18 protein-coding genes are annotated in these 23,804 nt (G+C 72.2%); 12 read left to right on the forward strand and 6 right to left on the reverse strand.

Features of this window, described 5'->3' with window-relative positions:
• From JTN19_RS08800 to JTN19_RS08810, 3 genes are all read right to left on the reverse strand, one after another.
• A partial coding sequence (locus tag JTN19_RS08800; protein WP_206931546.1) for an MFS transporter occupies positions 1-692 on the reverse strand: 692 nt, incomplete at its 3' end.
• Complete coding sequence (locus tag JTN19_RS08805) at positions 689-1,864, reverse strand: aminoacetone oxidase family FAD-binding enzyme (protein WP_206931547.1); 1,176 nt, start codon at positions 1,862-1,864, stop codon at positions 689-691. The genes JTN19_RS08800 and JTN19_RS08805, both read right to left, overlap by 4 nt.
• Positions 1,861-3,507 carry an NAD(P)/FAD-dependent oxidoreductase gene (locus JTN19_RS08810; RefSeq protein WP_206931548.1) on the reverse strand — a complete coding sequence of 549 codons (1,647 nt, stop codon included), beginning with the start codon at positions 3,505-3,507 and terminating at the stop codon, positions 1,861-1,863. The genes JTN19_RS08805 and JTN19_RS08810 overlap by 4 nt, the downstream gene beginning before the upstream one ends.
• Before the next feature lie 192 nt (positions 3,508-3,699).
• Between JTN19_RS08810 and JTN19_RS08815 the strand changes: the two genes are divergently transcribed.
• The 7 genes from JTN19_RS08815 to JTN19_RS08845 all read left to right on the forward strand — a co-directional run bounded on the left by JTN19_RS08815 (position 3,700) and on the right by JTN19_RS08845 (position 12,529).
• A complete protein-coding gene (locus JTN19_RS08815) occupies positions 3,700-5,712 on the forward strand; it encodes a TRAP transporter permease (RefSeq protein ID WP_206931549.1) in 2,013 nt (670 codons plus the stop codon).
• Between the two features lie 193 nt (positions 5,713-5,905).
• Positions 5,906-6,922: a TAXI family TRAP transporter solute-binding subunit gene (locus tag JTN19_RS08820; RefSeq protein WP_206931550.1), complete on the forward strand. Its 1,017-nt coding sequence runs from the start codon at positions 5,906-5,908 to the stop codon at positions 6,920-6,922.
• A 45-nt stretch (positions 6,923-6,967) separates the two neighbouring features.
• A complete protein-coding gene (locus JTN19_RS08825; RefSeq protein ID WP_206931551.1) occupies positions 6,968-8,617 on the forward strand; it encodes a peptide chain release factor 3 in 1,650 nt (549 codons plus the stop codon).
• A gap of 222 nt (positions 8,618-8,839) precedes the next feature.
• On the forward strand, positions 8,840-9,622 hold the full coding sequence (locus JTN19_RS08830) for a transporter substrate-binding domain-containing protein (protein WP_206931552.1): 783 nt from the start codon (positions 8,840-8,842) through the stop codon (positions 9,620-9,622).
• A 5-nt stretch (positions 9,623-9,627) separates the two neighbouring features.
• Positions 9,628-10,944, forward strand: coding sequence for an ABC transporter substrate-binding protein (locus JTN19_RS08835; RefSeq protein WP_206931553.1), 1,317 nt, complete (start codon positions 9,628-9,630; stop codon positions 10,942-10,944).
• Positions 10,941-11,726 (forward strand): substrate-binding periplasmic protein, encoded by a 786-nt coding sequence (locus JTN19_RS08840; RefSeq protein WP_206931554.1) that lies wholly within the window; start codon positions 10,941-10,943, stop codon positions 11,724-11,726. Before JTN19_RS08835 ends, JTN19_RS08840 begins: the two co-directional genes overlap by 4 nt.
• Positions 11,723-12,529 (forward strand): transporter substrate-binding domain-containing protein, encoded by an 807-nt coding sequence (locus JTN19_RS08845; protein WP_206931555.1) that lies wholly within the window; start codon positions 11,723-11,725, stop codon positions 12,527-12,529. Before JTN19_RS08840 ends, JTN19_RS08845 begins: the two co-directional genes overlap by 4 nt.
• 2 nt (positions 12,530-12,531) lie before the next feature.
• Here the strand turns inward: JTN19_RS08845 and JTN19_RS08850 are convergent, their stop codons facing one another.
• Positions 12,532-13,212, reverse strand: coding sequence for a hypothetical protein (locus JTN19_RS08850; protein WP_206931556.1), 681 nt, complete (start codon positions 13,210-13,212; stop codon positions 12,532-12,534).
• 117 nt (positions 13,213-13,329) lie between these two features.
• Between JTN19_RS08850 and JTN19_RS08855 the strand changes: the two genes are divergently transcribed.
• From JTN19_RS08855 to JTN19_RS08875, 5 genes are all read left to right on the forward strand, one after another.
• The gene (locus JTN19_RS08855; RefSeq protein ID WP_206931557.1) at positions 13,330-14,379 is read left to right on the forward strand and encodes a glycosyl hydrolase family 8; all 1,050 of its coding nucleotides are present in this window, start codon (positions 13,330-13,332) and stop codon (positions 14,377-14,379) included.
• Between the two features lie 53 nt (positions 14,380-14,432).
• Complete coding sequence (locus JTN19_RS08860) at positions 14,433-15,146, forward strand: PIG-L deacetylase family protein (RefSeq protein WP_206931558.1); 714 nt, start codon at positions 14,433-14,435, stop codon at positions 15,144-15,146.
• Positions 15,143-15,976 carry an ABC transporter substrate-binding protein gene (locus JTN19_RS08865; RefSeq protein WP_206931559.1) on the forward strand — a complete coding sequence of 278 codons (834 nt, stop codon included), beginning with the start codon at positions 15,143-15,145 and terminating at the stop codon, positions 15,974-15,976. Before JTN19_RS08860 ends, JTN19_RS08865 begins: the two co-directional genes overlap by 4 nt.
• Positions 15,977-16,142: 166 nt before the next feature.
• The gene (locus JTN19_RS08870; protein WP_206931560.1) at positions 16,143-17,945 is read left to right on the forward strand and encodes a BamA/TamA family outer membrane protein; all 1,803 of its coding nucleotides are present in this window, start codon (positions 16,143-16,145) and stop codon (positions 17,943-17,945) included.
• A complete protein-coding gene (locus tag JTN19_RS08875) occupies positions 17,945-21,649 on the forward strand; it encodes a translocation/assembly module TamB domain-containing protein (RefSeq protein WP_206931561.1) in 3,705 nt (1,234 codons plus the stop codon). Before JTN19_RS08870 ends, JTN19_RS08875 begins: the two co-directional genes overlap by 1 nt.
• A gap of 92 nt (positions 21,650-21,741) precedes the next feature.
• On the opposite strand, the gene JTN19_RS08880 is transcribed toward JTN19_RS08875, so the two are convergent.
• Entirely contained in the window at positions 21,742-22,713 is a 972-nt protein-coding gene (locus tag JTN19_RS08880; protein ID WP_206931562.1) for a tripartite tricarboxylate transporter substrate binding protein, read from the reverse strand.
• Positions 22,714-22,910: 197 nt separating this feature from the next.
• Positions 22,911-23,804, reverse strand: coding sequence for an NAD(P)-dependent oxidoreductase (locus JTN19_RS08885; protein WP_206931563.1), 894 nt, complete (start codon positions 23,802-23,804; stop codon positions 22,911-22,913).

Genomic DNA, 23,804 nt, shown 5'->3' on the forward strand with positions numbered 1-23,804 from the left:
ACGGCCCAGGCCCGCAGCGCCGCCATTTCCCAGGTGTGGACCGTGTAGCCCGCGATCCAGCCCATCGCCTGGCGGTTCCGCAGCACCGGCCGGAAGTCCAGCAGACGGCCCGGCGCCGGCGCGGGGCGCGCATCGGGCGGCAGCCAGGCCGCGATGCCCAGGGCCAGCCCCGCCATCACGGCCCCGAACAGGAAGGCCGCCGCCGGCCCCGCCAGCGCGTCGAACAACCCCGCGAAGGCGAAGGACAGCGCCCCCGCCAGCCCCACCCCCGCCGCGTGCCAGGACACCGCGCGGGATTGCGGGGCCCCCTCCAGCGGGTCGGTCAGCGCCTTGAGGCCCGGCATGTAGCAGGCCGCCCAGCCCACCCCCGCCATGGCGCGCAACAGCATCCCGGACCAGAACCCGTCCGCCCAGACCACGAAGCCCAGATGCGAGGCCAGCGTCAGCGCCGCCCCCATCAGGTAGATGCGCCGCGGGGCCATCCGGTCGGTCAGGGCCAGCAGCACCGGCACGGCGGGCACATAGGCGGCGAAGAAGATGCCCACCAGCCAGCCCGCCTCGGTGTTGGACATCTCCCACCGCGCCATGAAGCCGGGCAGCAGCGCGGGCAGGGTGAAGGCGCCCACCTGCACGCCGAACTGCGCCAGCACCATGGCCCGGATGAAGCCGGTGGTGCCGGGGGCCGGCCTCACAGCGCCTCGCCCGCCGCCCAGCCGGAGGACCAGGCCCATTGGAAATTGTAGCCGCCGAGCCAGCCCGTCACGTCCACCGCCTCGCCCACCACGAAGAGGCCGGGCACCGCGCGTGCCTCCATGCTCTGCTGCGACAGGGCGCGCGTGTCCACGCCGCCCAGCGTCACCTCGGCCTTGGCATAGCCCTCGGTGCCGGAGGGTTCGAGGCGCCAGGATTTCAGCAGGCTGGCCAGCGCGCGCAACTCGGCATCGCGCGTGTCCGCCATCCGGCCCGGCAGGTGCAGCGCGGCGAGGGCCTGCGCCAGGCGCTGCGGCAGGGCCTCGGCCAGCAGGGTGCGGCCCTCGGCGCGGGGACGGGCGCGCTTGCCCTCCAGCAGCCAGGCGGCGGCGTCGCGGTGCGGCAGCAGGTCCAGGGTCAGTGCCTCGCCCTCCCGCCAGTAGGAGGAGGCCTGGAGGATGGCCGGGCCGGACAGGCCGCGATGGGTGAACAGCATGGCCTCCTCGAAGGCCACGCGGCCGCAGCGCGCCACCGCGTCCAGCGCCACGCCGGCCAATGGGCGCATCAGCTCCAGCGCCTCGCCCGCGAAGGTCAGCGGCACCAGGCCGGGGCGCAGTTCCGTCAGCGGCAGACCGAAGCGCCGCGCCACGTCATGCGCGAAGCCGGTCGCGCCCATCTTGGGAATGGACAACCCGCCCGTCGCCAGCACCAAGGCGGGCGCGGTGACGACGCCCTGGCTGGTCTCCACGCGATAGCCCGTGTCGCGCGCGATGTCCGTGATGCGGCAGTTCAGCCAGATTTCCACCCCCGCCGCCGCGCATTCCGCCAGCAGCATCGCCACGATGGCTCGCGCCGAGCCATCGCAGAACAGCTGCCCCAGCGTCTTCTCGTGGAAGGGAATGCCATGCCGCCGCACCAGCGCGATGAAGTCATGCTGAGTGTACCGGGCCAGCGCCGAGCGCGCGAAATGCGGGTTGGCAGAGAGGAACCGCTCCGGCACGCAGCCCGTATTGGTGAAGTTGCAGCGCCCGCCGCCGCTGATCAGGATCTTCTTGCCCGCGGCTTCCGCGTGGTCCAGCAGCAGCACCCGCCGCCCGCGCTGCCCCGCGCGCATGGCGGCGAAGAGCCCGGCCGCGCCGGCGCCGATCACCACCGCGTCATAGGCGTTGGTCACGCCGCCGCCTGGGACAGCCCCGCCATGTCGCGCCCCACCGCCTCGGCCACGCGGATGCCGTCCACCCCGGCCGAGAAGATGCCGCCCGCATAGCCCGCGCCCTCGCCGGCCGGATACAGCCCGCGCGTGTTCACGCTGTGGAAGGACGCATCGCGCCGGATGCGCACGGGCGAGGAGGTGCGCGTCTCCACCCCCGTCATCACCGCATCCGCCATGTCGAAGCCCGGGATGCTGCGCGCGAATTGCGGCAGCGCCTCGCGGATCGCCGCCACGGCGAAATCGGGCAGGCAGAGGGAGAGGTCGGTCGGCGTCACCCCCGGCTTGTAGCTCGGCACCGCGCTGCCGAGATGGGTGGAGGCCCGCCCCGCCAGGAAATCCCCCACGCGCTGCGCCGGCGCGCGGTAGTCGCCGCCGCCGGCCACGAAGGCGCGTTCCTCCCAATGGCGCTGGAAGGCGATGCCGGCCAACGGCCCGCCTGGATAATCCACCTCCGGCGTGATGCCGACGACGATGCCCGCATTGGCATTCCGTTCGGCGCGCGAATACTGGCTCATGCCGTTCGTCACAACGCGGCCAGGCTCGCTGGTGGCGGCGACGACGGTGCCGCCGGGACACATGCAGAAGGAATAGACGCCGCGGCCATTCTGGCAGTGATGCACCAGCTTGTAGTCCGCCGCGCCCAGGATGGGGTTGCCCGCGAAATTGCCGAAGCGCGCGCGGTCAATGACGGATTGCGGGTGCTCGATCCGCACGCCGATGGAGAAGGGCTTCGCCTCCACATGCACGCCGCGCGCGTGCAGCACCTCGAAGGTGTCGCGGGCGGAGTGGCCGATGGCCAGCACGACATGCTCCGTCTCGATCACCTCGCCCGCCTCGGTGACGACGCCCGCCATGCGGCGCGTGCCGTCGCGCCCCGTCTCCACCAGGAAGTCCGTCACCTTGGTGCCGAAGCGGTATTCGCCGCCCAGCGCCTCGATCTTGGCGCGCAGGCTTTCCACCATGGTGACCAGGCGGAAAGTGCCGATATGCGGCTTGGCCACCCAGAGAATCTCCTCCGGAGCGCCGGCCTGCACGAACTCCGTCAGCACCTTGCGGCCCAGGTGCTGCGGGTCCTTGATGCCCGACCAGAGCTTGCCGTCCGAGAAGGTGCCCGCGCCCCCCTCGCCGAATTGCACATTGCTCTCGGGCACCAGCACGGAGCGGCGCCACAACCCCCAGGTGTCCTTGGTGCGTTCGCGCACCACCTTGCCGCGATCGAGGATGATGGGGCGGAAGCCCATCTCCGCCAGGATCAGCGCGGCGAAGATGCCGCAGGGCCCGGTGCCGATCACCACCGGCCGGCGCGCGGGCGGGGCCGCGGCGCGCGCCACATGGCGATAGGCGGTGTCGGGCCGCGGGCCCAGGGTGCGCGCCAGCGCCTTGTCCCCCGCGGCGCGCCGCAGCAGCGCGGCCTCGTCCGCGACCGAGAAATCAATGGAATACACCAGTTCGATGGCCGAGCGCCGCCGCGCATCCCAGGCGCGCCGCGCCACCTCGTGCGACAGAAGCTCATCCCGGCGCAGCCCCAGCCGCGCCACCAACGCGGTGGCGATGGCGTCGGGCGCGTGGTCCAGCGGCAGGCGCAGTTCGGTCAGTCTCAGCATGGCTCGTCTCTCAACGGTCCTGGATAGGGCGCGGCGCGGCATTTGGCGACAGGTGGCGTGTCATTCCGTTAACCTGTCATTTCCGCTTGACCTCCGTTGCGTCTGCCGCCATCCGCATCGGCCAAGAATGTCGCGAACGACACCGGGCGGGCATTGATATTTCACGATGGATTTTCTGGGGGCAGGACACGTATGGCGCAGACACGCCCGAATGATGACGTGAACACCGAGATCGAGGATCTCGAATTCGCCAGCGCCCGGCGGGAGCTGCCGGGGCTGCAGGGCATGGTCTGGCGCGCCGCGGCCACCGCCTTCGTGGCCTTCCACCTCTGGATCCTGCTGGTGCAGCCGGTGGACCCCACGGTCTCGCGCGCCATCCACGTCTTCTTCGGCGCGGCCCTCGGCTTCGCCCTCTTCGCGCCGCGCGCCAGCACCAACCTGGTGCGGCCCGTGCCGCTCTATGACTGGGTGCTGATCGGGCTCTCCCTCATCATCCCATTCCACTACATCTTCGACGCTGACGGCATCGAGATGCGGACCTTCATGGGCCCCAACCTGCAGGATCTGCTGGTGGCGGGTGTCGGCATCCTGCTGGTGCTGGAATTCGCCCGCCGCACGGCGGGGCTGGTGATGCCGCTCATCGCCATCACCTTCATCGCCTATTGCTTCGTGGGGCCCTGGATGCCGGGCATCCTGTTCCATCGCGGCGTCGCCTTCGACCAGCTGCTGGTGGAGCTGTTCAACAACAATGGCGTGCTGGGCACCATCGTGCAGGTCAGCGCCAGCTTCATCATCATGTTCGTGGTCTTCGCCACCTTCCTCCAGAAATCCAATGCGGGCGAGTATTTCAACGACGTGGCCCTCGCTTTGGTGGGAAGGCTGCGCGGCGGCCCCGCCAAGGTCACGGTGCTGTCGGGCATCATGTTCGGCGCGGTCTCGGGCTCCGCCGTGGCGAATGTGGTGGCCTCCGGCGCCTTCACCATCCCGATGATGCGCCGCGTGGGCTATGACCGGCCGACCGCCGGCGCCATCGAGGCCACCAGCTCCACCGGCGGGCAGATCACGCCGCCCGTGATGGGCGCGGGCGCCTTCATCATGGCCGAGGTGCTGGGCATCCCCTACACCGAGATCGCGCTGGCGGGCCTCATTCCCGCCATCCTGTTCTACTTCGCCAACTACACGCATTGCGACCTGAACGCGCGCAAGCTCGGCATCAAGGGCCTTCCGCGCGACGAGCTGCCGCGCTGGACCACCATCCTGCGGCGCCTCTACATGGCCTCGCCGCTCATCCTGCTGATCTTCATGCTGGTGCAGGGCTTCTCGCCCTTCCGCGCGGCGGCCTGGGGCATCGCGGCCACGCTGGTCATCATGATCGTCACCTCGCTGGTGCACCGGGTGTGGCTGCAGCGGCAGGGGCTGTTCACGGGCGTGACCTCGGCCGTGATCGAGACGGCGGCGCAGATCTATGACGCGCTGCACAGCTCGATGAAGGAAGTCATGCAGCTCATCGCCGTCTGCGCCGCGGCCGGCATCGTGGCGGGCGTCATCGGCGTCACCGGCGTGGGCGGGCGCTTCGCCTCGCTGCTGCTGGAGGTGGCGGGCGCCTCCTCCCTCATGGCCATGGTCTTCGCCATGTGCGTCGCCATCATCCTGGGCATGGGCGTGCCCACCACGGCGGCCTATGCGATCGCGGCGGCCGTGGTGGCGCCGGGGCTGATCCGCATCGGGGTAGAGCCGCTGGTGGCGCACATGTTCATCTTCTACTTCGCCATCCTCTCGGCCATCACGCCGCCGGTGGCACTCGCCTCCTTCGCGGCCGCTTCCATGGCCAGGGCGGATATGTGGCAGACCAGCATCATCGCACTGAAGCTGGGGCTCGCCACCTTCATCGTGCCCTACATGTTCTGGCTCTCGCCCGCGCTGCTGGCGCAGGGTTCCTTCCTGGAAATCCTGCCCGCGCTGCTGACCGCGCTGGGCGGCGTCTGGTTCCTCGCCTGCGCGACCGAGGGCTGGATGCTGAACGGGCCGCTGAACCCCGTGCTGCGCTTCGTCTCCGGCAGCGCGGGCTTCATGATGATGATCCCGGAATCCATGACGGACCTCACGGGCATCACCATCGGTGTGGCGCTGTTCCTCTGGCAGCGCCGCGCCTATCCGGTCGAGGGCATGGTCACGCTGCCAAGGCCGGTCGAGCGGCGTTTGTGAAGTTCTCTGCCTCGGCATGGGCCGAGGCAGAAAGGCCTTGATCCCCCCTCTCCTCCCGAACACGATGAGCCGGGGGCGCCACAGCCCCCATTCGTGAAGCAACAACAGGCTGCCGGGCAAAGACCCGGCCGGCCGCCCCAGATCCTGGATCAGGGGCGGCACGGCCCGCGCGGCCATCAGGGAGTGAGACGACATGAGCCATTTCGGCAGGAGGGCGCTCGCCCTCGGCACGGCCGCCGCCACGCTCGGCGCCACCACCGCCCACGCGCAGAACGCACGTTCCTATGTGCTGACCACCGCCACCATCGGCGGCACCTATTATCCGGTGGGGGTCGCGCTGGCCACGCTCATCAAGGTGAAGCTCCAGGCGCAGCTCGGCCTGGACATGAGCGCCATCAGCTCCGCCGGCTCCACCGAGAATGTCCGGCTGATGCGCGAGAACCAGGCGCAGTTCGCCATCCTGCAGGGCCTCGTCGCGCAATTCGCGGGCGAGGGTGCGGGGCCCTTCGCCAATGCCGGGGTGCAGCGCAACATCCGCGGCATCCTGCCACTATGGTACAATTTCGAGCAGTTCGTGGTCGAGCGCTCGCTCGCCACCACCGGGCGCATCATGGACATGAAGAACCTGGAGGGCGGGCGGCGCTTCTCCATGGGTGCGCGCGGCTCGGGGCTCGAGACCATGCATCTGTGGCTCTTCCCCAACCTGGGCGTGGACCACACGAAGATGGACCTAGTCTACCAGGGCTATGGGCCGAGCGCGGAATCGCTCATGAACGGCAACATCCACGGCACGAATTTCGAGGCGGGCCTGCCCACCCCCGCCGTCACCCAGGCCTTCGCCCGCGCGGGCGACCGGCTGCGCTTCCTGCAATGGAATGACGAGGACATCCGCCGCGGCAATGGCCGCGCCTCGCTGCTGGTGAAGGGCATCATCCCCGCGGGCACCTACCCCACCCAGACCACCGAATGGACAACGGCCAAGCTGCCCAACTACTTCGCCTGCAACGCCGCCGTGCCGGAGGAGGATGTCTACCTCGTCACCAAGACGATCTTCGAGAACCTGCCCTTCCTCAACAACATCCATGCCGCCACGCGGGAAATCAATTTGCAGGAATCGCTGGGCGGCTATCCCTTCCCGCTGCACCCGGGCGCCATCCGCTACTACCGCGAGCGGGGGCTGAACGTGCCGGCGAACCTCGTGCCATCGTAAGCCGGCGCTGGAGTTGGGGCGGTGTTGGGTCTATCTCACCGCCCCATGGACCAGCAGCCCGAGACCACCACCCGCGCCGGCCTCGCCCAGGATGCGGTGGCGCGCGACGCCGCCCAGCAATCGGCGCGCCGGCGCACCTTCGCCATCATCGCCCACCCCGACGCGGGCAAGACGACACTCACCGAGAAGCTGCTGCTGAAGGGCGGCGCCATCCAGCTGGCCGGCGCCGTGCGCGCCAAGGGCAATGCGCGGCGCACCCGCTCGGACTGGATGAAGATCGAGCAGGACCGCGGCATCTCGGTCGCCACCAGCGTGATGACCTTCGAGCGGGACAACCTCATCTTCAACCTGCTGGACACGCCGGGCCACGAGGACTTTTCCGAGGACACCTACCGGACCCTCACGGCCGTGGACGCCGCCGTCATGGTGCTGGACGGCGCCAAGGGCATCGAGGCGCAGACGCTCAAGCTGTTCGAGGTGTGCCGCCTGCGCGACATCCCCATCGTCACCTTCATCAACAAGATGGACCGCGAGGGGCGCGAGCCGATGGAGCTTCTCGACGAGATCGAGAAGACGCTGGCGCTGGACGTCACCCCCGCCGCCTGGCCCATCGGCGCGGGGCGGGATTTGCTGGGCGTCTATGACATCGTGAACCCCGCGCTCCGCCTGCTGGGCGAGGAAGGCGACGAGGTCATTCCCGTCTCCGGCCTCGACGACCCCATCCTGGAAGCCCGCATCCCCGCCCCCCTGCTGGCGGAACTGCGCGAACAGGTGGGCTTGGTCACCATGGGCTATCCGGAATTCGACATGGAGGCCTTCCTGCAAGGCACCATGACGCCCGTCTTCTTCGGCAGCGCGCTGCGCGACTTCGGCGTGGGGCAGCTGCTGGATGGGCTCGGCCGCATGGCCCCCCCGCCCCGCCCCCGCGCCGCCGATGCGCGCGAGGTGGCGCCGGGCGAGGGCCGCCTCTCCGGCTTCGTCTTCAAGGTCCAGGCCAACATGGACCCCAACCATCGTGACCGCGTGGCCTTCCTGCGCATCTGCTCCGGCCGGCTGGAGAAGGGCATGCGCCTGACCCAGACCCGCACCGGCAAGCAGGTGCCCGTCAACGCCCCCCTCTTCTTCTTCGCCAAGGACCGCCAGGTGGCGGAAGAAGCCTGGCCGGGCGATGTGGTGGGCATCGCGAACCACGGCACCCTTCGCATCGGCGACACGCTGACGGAGGGCGAGCCGCTGAACTTCCGCGGCGTGCCCTCCTTCGCGCCCGAGCACCTCCGCCGCGCCCGGCTGGAGGACCCCATGCTGGCCAAGAAGCTCAAGAAAGCCTTGGAACAATTGGCGGATGAAGGGGTGGTGCAGCTGTTCCGCCCCCTGGACGGGTCGCCACCTGTGGTTGGAGTGGTCGGCCTGCTCCAGCTCGACGTGCTGGCCAGCCGCATCAAGGTGGAGTACGGCGTGCCGGTCAGCTTCGAGGCGACCCATTGGGACCAGCTGCGCTGGTTCGCCTCCGACGACAAGGAAGCGGTGGAACGCTTCACCCGCCAGCACAAGGCCGATCTCGCCGAGGACCATGACGCCGAGATGGTGGCCTTCTTCACCTCCGACTGGCGCCGCCGCCGCGCCGAGGAGGAGTTCCCGGCGCTCACCTTCCACGCCGTGCGCGAACAGCACGGGCTGGCCAAGCCGGGCGGGTGATGCTCAACTCCAGGTGAAGAACGCGCCTGGAGGTTGACGCGCCGCAAGGCACATCCCGCCCATATGCGGCAGGATGCCCCCGGTTCGCGCCACATGGCGCGCGCCGGGAGGTCGCGCCACGTGGCGCGCCGGGAAAAGGACAAGATGCCGCGCCGGGCACCACCACCACCTCCACCACCTCCACCAGGCCGCCGGGCGCTGCTGCGGGCCAGCCCCGCGCTGGTGCCGCCGCTGGCCACCCCCGCCCGCGCGGCGCACCATGGCCAGGCTTGGCGCCGCATCCTCGCCCGGGGGCGCATCCGCTTCGCCTGCGGCATCTGGATGGCGGGGCTTCCCCTGCCTCCGACCCCCCTGCCCACCCCATTGGCCGAGCCGGTCGAGGACCCCTTCCACGCCGCCCTCGCCGCCCACCTCGCCGCCATGCTCGGGCTGCGGCACAGCTTCGACCCGCCGGGGCACGCCTTCGAGACCATGGGTCGCGTGTTGGCGGGCGAGGTGGCTGTGGCGCTCGGCCCCATGCTCAACCGCCTGACCGCGCGGCAGCTCATGTTCACCCCCCCCTATGCCGAGCTGGAAACCGTGATCCTCTCCGCCCATGTCGCGCGCCGCCGCCGCCTGGCGGACTGGCGCGGGCTGCGGCTGGGCCTGCAGGAGGGCTATGTGGCGCACCTGGCCAATCTGGGCTTCGACCTGGAGGAGGCCCGCGCCCAGCCCTTCGCCGAACTGGCCGCGCTGGAGGGGGCGCTGCTCGACGGCGCACTCGACGCCCTCATCACCACCAACGTCACGGCGCGCAACATCATGGCGCGCCACCCCGGCCGTGGCTTCGGCATCCGCACCTCCCTCACCCCGCATCTGCACGGGGCCGCGGTGCGCTTCGGCGAGCACGAATTGCTGCGCGCCCTCACCATCGCCCTGCACGCCGTCCGGGAGGACGGCACGCTGGCCAACCTCTTCGCAATGCACACAGGGGTCCCGCTCGTGGCCCCGCGGGAAGGCCTCTGACCGCCATGACGCTCCTGCCCCGCCGCGCCCTCGGCGCGCTGCTCGCCACGCCCTGGGTCACGCCCGCCGCCGCCCAGCCCCGCCCCTCGGTGCATTTCCTGAGCTGGACGGCGGTGCTGGACAGCCTGCGCGCGCAATTCGCGGAATTCACCCGCGCCAGCGGCGTGTCGGTCCGGCACCAGCATGTGCCCTGGATCTCCTACCGCCCGGCGCTGCTGGCGCAGCTGGGCGCGACGGCGGCGGCGGATGTGGTGCTGATGTCCGATGCCTGGCTGCCGGAGGTGGCAGGCTCCGGCCTGCTAGCGCCCCTGGACGCCATGCCCGCGCTGACCCGCTTCAACGCCGAGGCCGCGCCCGCCTGCACGGAGGCCATGCGCTTCGGCGGCCAGCAATATGGCCTCGCCTACTACACGGACAGCATCGGCTTCTTCTACCATCGCGGCCTGTTGCAGGCGGCGGGCATCGCCACCCCGCCCACGAGCTGGGAGGAGGTGATGGACGATTGCCGCCGCATCCGGTCGCGCGGGATCGCCCGCTTCCCCATGGGACTGCCGCTCGCGGGCGACCCCTGGCTGATCGAATTGCTCTCCACCCTCGTCTTCAGCCATGGCGGGCGCTTCGTGGACGATGCGCGGGTCAGCGTGATGGCGGAGCCGGGGCGCGGCATCATCCCCGTGCTGACCTTCCTGCGCGACATGATCCACCGCCACCAGGCCCTGGACCCGGCCAGCCCCGGCCAGGACGAGGTGGGCGTGGCCCGCGCCTTCGCCGAGGGCCGCCACGCCTTCGCCCTGCTGCCCAGCTACCGCCTGCGCTTCCTGAACAACCCGCTGACCTCGGACGTGGCGGGCCAGGCGCGGCTGGGCATGATGCCGGTGGGCGGGGCGCAGCATGATCCCGCCACCTGCGGCTGGGTGCGCTTCTACGCCATCTCGGCCGCGGCCGGGCGGGATGCGGGGCGCCTCGCCCGCGCCGGCGCCTTCCTCTCGGCCTTTGGCGGGCATGACGCGTCGGGGGCCTACACCATGCAGCGGCGCCTCTTCGTGAATGACGGCCTGCCCTTCTGCACCCTGCCCCTGCTGAATGACCCGCAGGTCAGCGATGTGCTGGTGTCCGATGGCGAAAGCCCCGAATGGCGCGCGCTGCACCTCGCCTCGGCCCGCAACAAGGACGTGATCGCGCCCTGGTTCGGCAATTGGCAGGGCGTGACGAACGAGATCTGGCGCGCCGTGGCGCTGGACCGGCTGGCGCCCGAGGCGGCGGCGGAGATGGCGCATGCGCTCTGGGTCCAGCTCTGCGACGCCTGCCGGCAGCGGCCATGAGGGCGCCGCCCCTCCCCCGCCGCGCCGCCCTGGCCGCCGGGCTGCTGCTGCCCGCCACAGCCCGGGCCGATGGCAGCTTCGCCGCCATCCGCAGGGCGGGGCGGCTGCGCCTCGGCCTGCTGGTGGACGACACGCCCATGGCCTTCCGCAACCACGGCACCCAGCTGGACGGGATGGCGGTGGCCGTGGGCGCGGCCATGGCCTTCGGCATGGGCGTGCAGCCCGATTTCGACCTCACCACCTATGGCGACCAGGTGGACGCCCTGCGCGAGGGCCGCTTCGACCTGCTGCTGACCGCCCCGGCCATGACGCTGGAGGCGGCGCGGGTGATGATGTTCTCCACCCCCTATGCCGAGCTGGACTGGCACCTGCTGGCGCGGCGCGACCTGCCGCTGCCCGGCCTGGACGAGGTGGGCCGCCGCCCCCTGGTGCAGCTGCGCGGCTGGAACAGCGTCTTCGGCAACGCGCTGCTGGGCGAGCGCCCGCGCCACCTGCTGCTGCGCCAGGACTGGCGCGGGATCGCGGAGGCGCTGGCACAGGGCGAGGCCGAGGCCGCCATCGTGCCCGCTACCCTGGCCGCCCGCATCACCGAGACGCTGCCCGCGATCGAGACCAAGTCCAGCCTGGGCCGCGCGCTGATGGCCGTCACGGCGCCCTTCGGCGCGCATGACCTGCTGGAGGCGGTGAACGCCCAGCTTCTGCTGCTGCGGCAGCGCGGGGTGCTGGCCATTCTCCACCAGCATTTCCTGGGCAGGCGGCTGCGCGCCGGCGGCGCGCCATGAGCATGCCCCTGCCGCGCCGCGCCCTGCTGGCGTGGGCTTCCCTGCTCGGCCTGGCCCCGCCACCCGCCGGCGCCACGCCCGCGCGCGGCGCGCTGGCGCGCATCCTGGAAAACGGGGAGTTGCGCGTGGGGCTGATGCTGCGGACGCCCCCCTGGGCCGCCCATGACGAATTCGGCGAACCCGACGGTTCGGAGGTCGCGCTGGTGCGGCAATTGGCGCGGGACCTGGGCACGCGGCTTCGCATCGTGGTGCTGGAGGCGGAGGAGCGGATTCCGGCGCTCGAGAGCGGCCGGGTGGACGTCGTCGCCTCCTTCCCGGTGGACACGGGGCTGCTGCGCCGCATCGCCCTCGCGCGGCCGCATGGCCGGCTGCGGGTGGTCATCGCGGGGCGCGCCGGGCGCCACCTGCACGGCTTCCCGGACCTCGACGGCCTGACGCTGGCGCTGCCCATGGGCACGGCCCTGGCGGACCTGGTCCACCCGCTGCTGCCACCCGGCGCGGTGGCGGTCTTCCTGCCGGACTATGCGGAATGCCTCGACGCGGTGCTGCTGGGCGAGGTGGACGCGACCGTGGCCTTCGAATGGAGCGTGCGGAACCTGCTCCTGACCGACCCCTTGGCCGCCATCGAACAGGGCTTCCTGGTGCGGGATTCGCCGCTCGCGCTCGCCGTGGCGATGGGCGAGCGGGACCTGCTGCGCTTCCTGGACAGCTTCGTGCTGCTCCGCACCGCGGATGGCACGCTGGATGCCCTGCACCGCCGCTATTTCGTCAGCGCGCCCGCGACCGAGGCCGGATCACGATGAGGTCAGCCACCCCGGCCGCTCAGCAGGCGGCGCCGCACCGAGGCGAAGGCCCCCTCCACATCGGGGTCGGCGCGCACATAGCCCACGCCCACGGCCCGCTCATGCGGGTTGCTGATGCCGAGCGGGGAGCTACCCGTGCGCTCCTGCGTGGCCAGGATTTCCAGCAGCGGGCCTTGGCCCACCCCCTCCTGCCAGCGCTGGCGCCAGACGCTGACGGCGCCGCCGCGCACCATCTCGGGCCAGGACTGGGTTTGCAGGGGCGGCCCCATGGCGGCGCCCACATGGGTGAAGACCTCGGCCACCGTGGCCCCGCCCTCGATGGTCTGGAAGGCCTCGATGCGGACCACGCGCAGGCCGCGCTGCGGGTCGTTCAGGAAGTTCACGCGGATGTTGGGGCAGACGAAGGGGGCGCCGCGGGGCAGGCAGTCATCCTCGGCGGGCACGGCCAGCAGCATGCGCGTCAGCCCATCGGGGGGCAGGTCGGCCTCCACCTCGATGGAGAAGCCCGCGCCGCGCAGCAGCTCCACCACCTCCAGCCGCGACATGTCGAGGTCGATGTCGCGGGCGGCGGCCAGCAGCTCCAGGCGAAGCCCCTCGAAACGCGCGCCTTCTTCCGCCGCGGGCGCCTCCGTGGCACGGGCCGAGGCCAGAATCAGCGCGGTGATGACCAGCGCCGCGCGCATCCATCCAAAAAGGGAAACAACGCTCGGCATTGGCCCATTCCCGTTTCCTGGTCGCATTCCTAGCACATGTCGGGGTCATTGATCATTGTTTCGGCGCAAGGTGGCAAGCCGGAATTTATGCGCCGGCATGGCATATTGTCGGCGGCCGGCGCGGCCGGGGCGGTGGGCATCGCCCATGGCAGCCAGGCCGGCAGTGACGCGGAGGACTGGAACGTCTTCCGCACCCGCTTCCTCGCCCCGGATGGGCGGGTGGTGGACACGGGCAACCGCAACGTCTCGCACAGCGAGGGCCAGGGCTACGGGCTCTACGCCGCCGTCCGCGCCGATGACCGACAGGCCTTCCAGCGCATCCTCACCTGGACGCTCACCTCGCTGAAGCGGCCCAACGACAATCTCTTCGCCTGGCGCTTCACCCCGGACGGCACGCCCCCCGTCACCGACCTCAACAACGCGAGCGATAGCGACCTGATGATCGCCTGGGCGCTGGTGGAGGCGGGGCGGAAATGGCGCCACCCGGACTACATCCAGCGCGGCCTGGCCATCGCGCGCGACCTGCAGCGGCTGTGCTTCCTGAACCTGGGCCGGCGCTGGCTGCTGCTGCCGGGCGCCTATGGCTTTCGCGCGGCCAACCGGGTGGTGGTGAACCTTTCCTACATCATCCTGCCCGCCTTGCAGGAGCTGGGGCGGGAACTGCGCGACGCCACCTGGACGCGCGTGGAGATGGACGCGCTGGCCCTGCTGGAGGAGGCGCGCTTCGGCCAATGGCAGCTGCCGCCCGACTGGCTGGAGATCCAGGCCGACAACGGCGCGCTGCGGATCGCGCGGAACTGGCCGCCGCGCTTCAGCTTCGACGCGGTGCGGATTCCGCTGAACCTCTGTTGGGGCGGCTCCGGTGCGCATGCCGTGGTGCGCGCCTGCGCCGATTTCTGGACGCATCGCGGCCCCGCCGCCCCCATGCCCGCCTGGACGGAACTGCCCAGCAACGTGCTGGCCCCCTACCCCGCCAACCCCGGCATCCGCGCCGTGGCGCTGCTGGCCAAGGCGCTGCGCGACGGCGCGGGGGCGCGGGCGGTGCTGCCGCGCGTGGCCCAGGCGCAGGGGGAATACTATTCCGCCGCCCTGGTCATGCTGGCGCGGATGGCCTGGCGGGACCTGCTGCGGGTGTAGCCGTCCGGCACATTCTGTGGGAGGCAAGGGGAAACATCCGGAGGATCACCCCCATGCCCACCGCCCTCGTCGTCAGCGCCCATTCCGCCGATTTCGTCTGGCGCGCCGGCGGCGCCATCGCGCTGCACGCCGCGAAGGGCTGGGAGGTGACGGTGGTCTGCCTGAGCTATGGCGAACGGGGCGAATCCGCGAAGCTTTGGCGCCAGCCCGGCATGACGCTGGAGCGCGTGAAGGCCGCGCGCGAGGAGGAGGCGAAGCAGGCGGCGCAACACCTCGGCGTCCATGACATCCAGTTCTGGGATCTGGGCGACTACCCCATCAACCTGACCGAGGCCGCCTTCTATCGCCTGGTGGACCTCTACCGCGCCATCCACCCCAGCTTCGTGCTGACCCACAGCAAGGCCGACATCTACAACCACGACCACCCGGCCGTGACCGATTTCGCCCAGCACGCCCGCGTCACCGCCCAGGCGCATGGCCACAACCCCGGCCAGAAGGTGCTGGGCGCCCCGCCCGTCTTCCTGTTCGAGCCGCACCAGCCCGAGCAATGCGACTGGAAGCCCGACGTGCTGCTGGACATCTCGCCGGTGTGGGAGAAGAAGCGCGCCGCCATCGAATGCATGGCGGGGCAGGAGCATCTCTGGGAATACTACACCCGCGTCGCCCTCCAGCGCGGCGCCCAGGCCGCGCGCAACAGCGACAAATCCATCAAGCACGGGGAAGGCTACCAATCCGTCTTCCCCCATGTGGTCGAGACGCTGGGATGAGCGCGCCGCTCCAGGTCGCCATCGGGCGCACGCCGCGCACGGCGGCGCTGTTCGCGGACCCCATGGGCTTCGCCCTGGCGGAAATGCCCAACATCACCCGCGCCTTCGCGCCCATGGTGCGGGAGGGGCGGCATGAGGTGAGCGAACTGGCCATCGCCACCTACCTCATGGCCAAGGCGGCCGGCGCGCCCATCGTGCTGCTGCCGGCCGTGCTGTCGGCCCGCCACCCGGAGGCCTCGCTGCTGGCCAGGCGCGGCGGGGAAGTGCGGAAGCCCGAGGATTTGCGCGGCCGGCGCGTCGGCGTGCGCGCCTACAGCCAGACCACCGCGCTCTGGCTGCGGGGCATCCTGGCCGAGCGCCATGGCCTCTCCGCCGATGCCCTGCGCTGGGTCACCTTCGAGGACGCCCATGTGGCCGGCTACCAGGACCCGCCCTGGTGCGAACGCGCCGCACCAGGCGCCGACATGGCCGCCATGCTGCTGGCGGGCGAGCTGGACGCCGCCATCTTCGGCAGCGAGGGCGCCGGCACGCCGGAGGTGCTGCCAGTCATGGCCGACCACGAGGCCGCCGCCGAGCAGTTCATTTCCAAGCATGGGTTCATGCCCATCAACCATGTCCTGGTGGCCCGCGCCGATGTGGCCGCCGCGCGGCCCGATGCGCTTTCGGCCCTGCTGGCCCGGCTCCGGGCGGGGGGTGTGGAGGTGCACCGCCGCGCCGCCCTCTCCGCGCCGCTCGCCGCCGCCGCCCGGCTCTGTCACGCCCAGGGGCTGACGGAACGCGCCCTGACCCTACATGAAATCTGGGCCGGAACGCCGGATCGCTTCCGGTAACAGCGGGCAACCGCAAGAGTAATCGCGCGTTCCTCCGGTCCACCCCGCGCATCGCGCCACCGGCGGGACATGCCGGGCGGGGCAAGAATGGGGTAGCCTGTTGGGAATGACGCCGCGACACATACGGATTTTCTGTCTCCGGCCGGCCGCCCTTCTGCTGTGTGGCGTGGCACTGGCCTGGCCCGGCGCCACGCGCCTGGCCGCGCAGGAAACGCCGGCCTTCACCGATGCCGTGCCCGGCGCCCTGCCCTACCGGGCCACCGTGGTGCCCACGGGCGTGGAGGAGCTGGACAGCCTGCTCCAGGCCGCCTCCCCCCTCATCCGCCTGCAGGAACGCGCGCCGACCGATGCGCTGGGCCTCGCCGCGCGCATCGGCGCCGAGCCTGAGCGGCTGCGCCCCGCCTTCGAATCCGAAGGGTTCTGGGCCGGCCAGGCGCAGGTGGCCCTGGCCGGCAGCCCGCCCGGCAGCCCGCCCCCCACCGCCGAGCAGCTCGCCGCCCTGCCCACCCCCATCGCGCTGGAAATCCGCGCGACACCCGGCACCCGCTACAGCCTGCGGAGCATCCGCACCGAGGGCGCGGCCCCCATCCTGCTGCGCCCCGGCGAGCCCGCCCGCGCCGAGACGGTGCTGGCCGCCGAGACCACGGCCCTGGCCACCTGGCGCGCGGAGGGCCGGCCGCTCGCGCGCGTGGAACGCCGCGTCACCGTGGACCATGGCGCCGCGGCGATGGACGTGACCTTCCTCGCCGCGCCCGGCCCCCGCGCCACCTTCGCGCCGCCCAGCGTGGCCGGCACCGTGGCGGTGAACCCGGAGGTGGCGCAGCGCGTCGCCGCACTCCGGCTGCGGTCCTGGCACTACAGCCCCGGGCTGGTGGCGGAGGCGCGGGCGGACCTGCTGGCGCTCGGCCCCTTCGGCGCCGTGCGGGCCGAGGAGGGCACGGCGCTGGACGAGCAGGGCCGCTTCCCCGTCACCTTCCACGTCACCGAACGCCCCTTCCGTGCGCTGACCGCCACCGCCGCCTATGAGACCAATTTCGGCCTGGCCCTGACCGGCGCCTGGGAGCACCGGAACCTCTTCGGCAATGCCGAGCGCCTGCGGGTCGAGGCCGCGATCAGCCGGCTCGGCGAAAGCTTCGACCGCACCAATGCCCGCCTCTCGGCCAGCTACCGCCGCCCCTTCCCGCTGGGCACCCCCGGCACGCTGGTGGTGAACACGGCCATTCTGCGCGAGCGGCTGGACAGCTACGACCGCGACGCCATCACCGCCTCCATCCTCTACGAGCAGCGCTTCGGCCGGCACTGGACGCTGGGCGCCGGCCCGACGGGCGAGATCGGCCGCTCCGGCCCGCCCGGCGGCCCGCTGCGGCCGAGCAACCTGGTGGGCCTCGCCACCCAGGCGCGCTTCGACAACACCAACAGCGCGCTCGACCCCACGCGGGGCTGGCGCCTGCGCTTCGACGTGACGCCGAGCTACTCGCTCAGCCGCGCCCAGGCCTATGTGCCGGTGCGCGCCACCGCCAGCACCTACATCGATTTCCAGGGCGAGGGCCGCACGGTGCTGGCGCTGCGCGGCAGCATCGGCTCCCTGCTCAACGCCGAGGCCGAGGATGTGCCGGTGGCACAGCGCTTCTTCGCGGGCGGCGGCGGTTCGGTGCGCGGCTATGGCTTCCAGACCATCGGGCCCCGCGACGCCCAGGGCCGCCCGCGCGGCGGCGCCAGCGTGATCGAGGCCAGCGTGGAACTGCGCCAGCGCTTCGGCAGCAATTTCGGCGGCGTGGCCTTCGTGGATGCGGGCGGCGTGGGGCTGGAGCCCTTCACCCCCACCGATGCGCTGCGCGTCGGCGCGGGGGTGGGCGTGCGCTACTACACCGCCTTCGGGCCGGTGCGCGCCGACATCGCCATGCCGCTGGTGCGCCAGCCGGGCAGCGGCAATTTCGGCATCTATCTCGGCATCGGCCACGCCTTCTGATGCGCGCGCTGCGAATCTTCGCGTGGCTCGTCGCCTCGCTGCTGCTTCTCACCACCCTGGTGCTGGGCTTCCTGCTGGCCACGCCGCTGGGCAACCGGCAGGTGGCACGGGTGGCGCAATGGGCGGTGCCGGGCCTGGTGCTGGAAGGCGTCTCGGGGCCGCTGCCCGGGCGCCTCTCCCTCACCCGCGCGACCCTCGCCGATGAACAGGGCGTCTGGCTGACGGTGGAGGATGCCTCGCTGCGCCTGGAATGGACCGCGCTGTTCGGGCGGGAGGCGCATATCACCCGGCTGGAGGCCGCCCGCATCCACCTCGCCCGCCTGCCGGAGGGCGAGCCGGACCCGGACCCCACCCCCGGCATCACCCTACCCAGCCTGCCCCAGCTTCCCGTCGCGATCCGGCTGGATGCGCTGGAGGTGGCGCGGCTCGAACTGGGCGCCGGCGTGCCGGGCGGGCCGGCGGCGCTCTCCGCGCGCGGCCATGCGCGGCTGGCGGGTCCATCGGCCTCGGTGGAACTGGCGGTGCGGCGCCTCGACGCCCCCGGCACCGCCGACCTGGTGGCCGAGCTGGAGGGTGAGCGCCTGGTGGCCCGCCTCACCGCCAGCGAACCGCCCGGCGGCGTGGTCGCCACCGCCGCCGGCCAGCCCGGCGCCCCCTTCCAGGCCGAACTCGCCCTGGACAGCCGGGCCTGGCGCCTGGAGGCGGCGCTGGGCGAGGCGCGCGTGACCGGCGCGGGCGAACTGGCCCTGGCGGGCGGCGCCGTCGCGGCCTCGGGGCGGCTGGATGCCGTGCCCGGCCCCTTCGTGCCGGCCGAATACGCGCCGCTGGCCGCCACGGTCGGGCTCGACTTCGCCCTGCGCTATTCCGCCGTGGGCGACCTCGCCTTGGACCGCGTGGTGGCCACCGCCCCCGGTGGGCGGCTGGAGGGCCGCGCCACCCTCGCCGCCCATGGCGCGCTGGCGGGCGAGGCCCAGCTCGACCCCGGCGCCGCCGCCCTTTTCGCGCCCTTCCTGCCCGAGGGCATCACCTACGGCACCGTCACCGCCACCGCCCGCTTCGGCGGCACGCAGGACAACCCGAGCGCCACCCTCTCCGCCCGCATCACCGACCCGCGCACCAACACCCCGGCCGACCCGCTGCTGGGCGAGGTGCTGACGGTCGAGGCCCGCTATGCCGAGGGCGGGCGCGACGCGGCGCTGGCGCTGCAAGGGGCGAGGTTGGAAGCGCGGGTGGCCGGCGCCATCCCCACCAACGACCAGGCCCCGCTGGCGCTGGACCTCTCCGCCCGCGTCACCGACCCGCCGGAGGCGCAGGGCACCGTCACCCTGGAAGGCCGCGCCACCGGCACGCTGGAGGCGCCGCAGCTCGACGCCGTGCTGGCCACCGAGGCGCTGGTCTATGCCGGCCGTCGCGCCGGTCCATTGCGCGTGGCGGTGCAGGCCAGCCCGCAGCATGTGGCGCTGGACGCGAACGGCACGCTGGACGAACAGCCGCTGACGCTCCGCGCCGAGGTGCGGCAGGATGCCGAGGGCCGCCTGGACATCCGCGCCCTGGACGGCGCCTGGGCCGGCATCACCCTGCGCGGCGGCGGCCGCTTCGCCTGGCCCGACGGGCAGCAGCAGGCGGAACTGGCGCTCGCCATCCCGGACCTTTCGGTGCTGGCGCCCTTCATCGGCCAGCCCGTCACCGGCGCGCTGACGGCCGAGGCCAGCGCCGCCCCCGTGGAGGGGGCCACCGGCCCCGCCGCCCAGCGCTTCGCGCTCCGCGTGGTCAGCCCCGGCTTCGCCATCGCCGGGCAGCGCGGGCGGCTGGATTTCAGCCTGGGCGGCACGCTGGAGGAGGCCCGGCTGGAACTCAACGCCCGCAGCGACGCGGCCAATGTGGAGGCCAGCGCCCGCATCCGCGTGAACGACGAGGCGGCGGAGGCCGTGTTCACGCGCCTCAACCTCGCCTCCGGCCAGGATGCCGCCCGGCTGCAGGGCGAGGCGCGCGTGACCCGCGCGGCCAATGGCGACCTGACGCTCGCGCCGGCGCGCTTTAATGCCTCGCGCGGCGGGCGGCTCGTCGTGCAGGGACAGACCCGGGGCGAGGCGCTGACGGGCCGCGCCGAACTCGCCGCCCTGCCGCTCGCGCCTTTCACGGCCGGCGCGGTGGTGGGGACCATGGCGGGGCAGGTGAATGTGGCGGGCAGCCTGGCCGCGCCCCAGGCCCGCTTCGACCTGCGCGGCGAGGGGCTGCGCGCCACGGCGCTGGAAGGCCTGCCCGCCGCGCGCCTGACCGCCAACGGCACCGCGACGCCCGAGGCGGCGCGCATCGAGGCACAGATCAACGCCGGCCCCGGCATCGCGCTGACCATCAATGCCAGCCAGCCGCGCGGGCTGGGGGCCGCGGCCGCCACCGAGGCGCGGCTGCAAGGGCGGCTGGACCTCAACGCCATCACGCGGCCCTTGCTGGCCGGGGGCGCCGATGTGGTGACCGGCCGCGCCGATCTCGACCTGCGCCTGACCGGCAGCCCGGAGGCCCCGCAGCTCGCCGGCACCGCGACCGTCAGCGGCGCCACCTACCGCAACGACGCCCAGGGGGTGCGGCTGGAGGGCATCACCGCCCGCCTGGTGGCGCAGGGCGAGCGGCTGGTGGTGCAGGAATTCTCGGCGCGCACGCGCGGCAATGGCCGCATCACCGGCCAGGGCTGGGTCGAGCCGCTGGGCGAGAACATCCCGGCCGAGCTCCGCCTCACCGCCCGCAACGCCCGCCCCGTGCAGTCCGAGCTGGGCGAGGCGGTGATGAACGCCGACCTGGTGCTGCGCGGGCCGATCCTGGCGGGCGGCAGCCTGACCGGCCGCATCGAGATCCCGCGCGCCGAACTCCGCATCCCGGAGAGTTTCGGCGGCAGCATCCCCACCGTGGGACCCGTGCGCGAGGTGGGGCCGCGCCCGGCGGGCCGCCCCGCGCCCACGCCGCCCCGCGCCGCCCCGGCCGCACCCGCCGGCCCGCCGCTGGCGCTGGACGTACAGGTGGTGGCGCCGCGCGCCATCTTCGTGCGCGGCCGCGGGCTGGAGGCCGAGCTGTCGGGCGATATCCGCGTGGGCGGGAACCTGACCGCGCCCACCGTCTCCGGCGCCTTCAACCTGCGGCGCGGCCAGTTCGACCTGGCCGGGCGCGTGCTGAACCTGACGCGCGGCGCGGCCCGGTTCGACACGGGCACGCTGATCCCGACGCTGGACTTCCTGGCCACCACGCGCTCCCGCGCCCACACCATCACGCTGACCATCACCGGCCCGGCCAATTCCCCGGAGCTGACGGTGGGCGCCCAGCCCGACCTGCCGCAGGACGAGGCGCTGGCGCGGCTGCTCTTCGACCGGGAGCTGGAGCGGCTTTCGCCCTTCGAGATCGCGGCACTCACCCAGGCGGTGGCGCAGCTCGCGGGCATCATGCCCTCGGGCGGCGGGGTCACGGGCCGCATCCGCGAGGCGCTGGGGCTGGACCGCCTTTCCGCCGGCGCGGCGGAAGGCGGCGGCGCCACGGTGGAGGCCGGGCGCTATGTGGCGCCGGGCGTCTATGTGGGCGTGCGCCAGGGCACCTCCGGCGCCGCGCCCGGCGTGGCCGTGCAGGTGGAGCTGACGCCGCGCCTCAGGCTGGAGGCCGAAACCCAGACGGGCGAGGCGGGCGACCGTCTGGGCCTCACCTGGAGTTACGAATGGTGAGGCCTACGGCCTCACCGGGGAGTTACGAATGGTGAGGCCTTCGGCCTCACCGGGGAGCCATGAGCGGTGAGGCCCCCGCTTCAGCGGCGCGATCAGTCGATCGAGAGGTTGAGCCGCGCCACCGTCTCGCGCTCATAGGCGGTGCGTTCCTGCGCGAAGGAGAGGTATTCGGCCGGGCCGAGATATTCGTCCGGCATCTCCCAGCGGCGCATCACCGCCTGGGCGGCCTCATCCTGCATGACCTTGCGGAAGGAGCGGTGCAGCGTGTCCACCATCTCGGGCGGCAACCCCCTGGGCCCCACGAAGCCATAGGGCGAGGTGACCGACATGCCGTAGCCCAGCTCGTTCAGGGTGGGCGCGTCGGGGAAGGAGGGCAGCCGCGTGCGCGTCCAGACGCTGAGCAGGCGGAAATCACCCGTCTCGACCTGCGGGCGCCAGGCCTGCGCGTCCGCGATCATGTCGATCTGCCGTCCGAGCAGGGCGGTGACACCCTCCTGCGCGCCGCGGAAGGGGACGTGCAGCATCTCCACACGCTCCCGCGCGCAAAGCTCCTCCATCGCCAGGTGGTTGGTGGTGGCGACGCCGGAGGTCGAATAGGACACGCGTCCGGGCCGCGCCCGCGCCGCCGCGAAGACGTCCGCCAGGGTCCGATAGGGGCTGTCATTCCGCACCACCGTGCCGAACAGGAAGCCCGAAAGCTGCATGATGTAGGTGAAGTCCGTCACCGGGTCCCAGGTGGGCTGCCGGGTCAGGAAGGGGTGGCGCAGGATGGACAGGTGGTGGTGCGCCAGCGTGTAGCCATCGGGCTGCGCCTGCTGCTTCAGGAACATGGCCGCGCGGGTGCCGCGCGCGCCGGGCATGTTCTCGGACACGACGGAGACGCCGAGGTCGCGGCTCACGATGTCGAACATCGTCCGTTGCAGCGCGTCGAGCGAGCCGCCCGGCGGCCAGGGGGTGATGATGCGGATGGGGCGGCTCGGCCAGCGCGCCTGGCCGATGGCGGGCAGCGGCAGCAACGCGGCGGCGCCGAGCAGCGCGCCGCGGCGCGCGATGCGTGCGGTCATTCTTGTGTCCTCCTCCGTCAGCCAATGCTGACCGTCATTTCTTCTTTGGCTGGCCAATACAGCCATTGCACGATGACGGTAGGTGCAGACGGATGGCGTTTGCAAGCGTGACGACGCATGGACCGCGGGCGCGTCCCGCCCGCGGGGGCGGGACAGCGCCGTTGCGGTGGAAATCCGGCTTCAGGCGAGGGGTGGCGTCAACTGTTCCCGCCCGTCAGCACCTGCCCGGCCAGGTTCTCGCTGAGCTTCGCCACCGCCGTGTGGTCCTCGCCGGCGCCGAGGCTCTTGGCCGCCGCCGCCCACATCTCGCGCGTCAGGGCCGAGAGCGGCGTGGGCACGCCGGCCTCCTTGCCCACCTCCAGCGCGATGGAGAGGTCCTTCACCATCAGGTCCAGCCCGAAGCCGCTGTCGAAGCGGCGCGACAGCACGAACTGCCGAAACTTCTTCTGGGTGGAGTTGTTCATGCCGGTGGACGCGTTCAGCACATCCACCATCAGCCCCGGTTCCAGCCCGAACTTCTGGCCGATCAGCAGCGCCTCGATGCCGATGAGGAAGCCGCCGGCACTCACCAGGTTGTTCAGCGCCTTCATCGCCTGCCCCGCGCCGATGGGCCCGCAGCGATGGATGGAGGTGCCCATGGCGCGCAGGATGGGCTCGGCGGCGTCGAGGTCCGTGTCGCTGCCGCCGGCCATGATGGCCAGCTCACCCGTCTTGGCGCGCGGCACGCCGCCGGACACCGGGCAATCCACCATGCGGATGCCGCGCGGGGCGAGGCTTTCCGCGATCTCGCGCGTGCGGGTCGGGTTGCCCGAGGTCATGTCGATGAACAGGGCGCCATTGGGCAGGAAATCGGCCACCTGCCCCGCCACCACTGCCACCTCGCGGCTGGTGGGCAGGATGGTGACGAGGGCATCGGCGCCGGAAGCCGCCTCGGCCGCCGAAGCCGCGCCGCTGCCGCCCACCTCCGAGACGAAGCGCGCGACGCGCTCCGCCGAGAGGTCGCTGACCACCACGTCATGCCCGGCCTTGATCAGGTTGGCCGCCATGGGCCAACCCATATTGCCGATGCCGGCAAAGGCGATGCGCGCCAT

Origin of the sequence: Roseococcus thiosulfatophilus (genome assembly GCF_017311575.1) — a bacterium.
Classification (GTDB): Bacteria; Pseudomonadota; Alphaproteobacteria; order Acetobacterales; family Acetobacteraceae; genus Roseococcus; species Roseococcus thiosulfatophilus.

What these genes read in the sequence shown, in the direction of transcription:
- JTN19_RS08810 (WP_206931548.1), bottom strand. Translation starts at nt 3,507, where the DNA reads ATGCTGAGACTGACCGAACTGCGCCTGCCGCTGGACCACGCGCCCGAC.
- JTN19_RS08815 (WP_206931549.1), top strand. Translation starts at nt 3,700, where the DNA reads ATGGCGCAGACACGCCCGAATGATGACGTGAACACCGAGATCGAGGAT.
- JTN19_RS08820 (WP_206931550.1), top strand. Translation starts at nt 5,906, where the DNA reads ATGAGCCATTTCGGCAGGAGGGCGCTCGCCCTCGGCACGGCCGCCGCC.
- JTN19_RS08825 (WP_206931551.1), top strand. Translation starts at nt 6,968, where the DNA reads ATGGACCAGCAGCCCGAGACCACCACCCGCGCCGGCCTCGCCCAGGAT.
- JTN19_RS08835 (WP_206931553.1), top strand. Translation starts at nt 9,628, where the DNA reads ATGACGCTCCTGCCCCGCCGCGCCCTCGGCGCGCTGCTCGCCACGCCC.
- JTN19_RS08840 (WP_206931554.1), top strand. Translation starts at nt 10,941, where the DNA reads ATGAGGGCGCCGCCCCTCCCCCGCCGCGCCGCCCTGGCCGCCGGGCTG.
- JTN19_RS08845 (WP_206931555.1), top strand. Translation starts at nt 11,723, where the DNA reads ATGAGCATGCCCCTGCCGCGCCGCGCCCTGCTGGCGTGGGCTTCCCTG.
- JTN19_RS08850 (WP_206931556.1), bottom strand. Translation starts at nt 13,212, where the DNA reads ATGCGCGCGGCGCTGGTCATCACCGCGCTGATTCTGGCCTCGGCCCGT.
- JTN19_RS08855 (WP_206931557.1), top strand. Translation starts at nt 13,330, where the DNA reads ATGCGCCGGCATGGCATATTGTCGGCGGCCGGCGCGGCCGGGGCGGTG.
- JTN19_RS08860 (WP_206931558.1), top strand. Translation starts at nt 14,433, where the DNA reads ATGCCCACCGCCCTCGTCGTCAGCGCCCATTCCGCCGATTTCGTCTGG.
- JTN19_RS08865 (WP_206931559.1), top strand. Translation starts at nt 15,143, where the DNA reads ATGAGCGCGCCGCTCCAGGTCGCCATCGGGCGCACGCCGCGCACGGCG.
- JTN19_RS08875 (WP_206931561.1), top strand. Translation starts at nt 17,945, where the DNA reads ATGCGCGCGCTGCGAATCTTCGCGTGGCTCGTCGCCTCGCTGCTGCTT.
- JTN19_RS08880 (WP_206931562.1), bottom strand. Translation starts at nt 22,713, where the DNA reads ATGACCGCACGCATCGCGCGCCGCGGCGCGCTGCTCGGCGCCGCCGCG.
- JTN19_RS08885 (WP_206931563.1), bottom strand. Translation starts at nt 23,804, where the DNA reads ATGGCGCGCATCGCCTTTGCCGGCATCGGCAATATGGGTTGGCCCATG.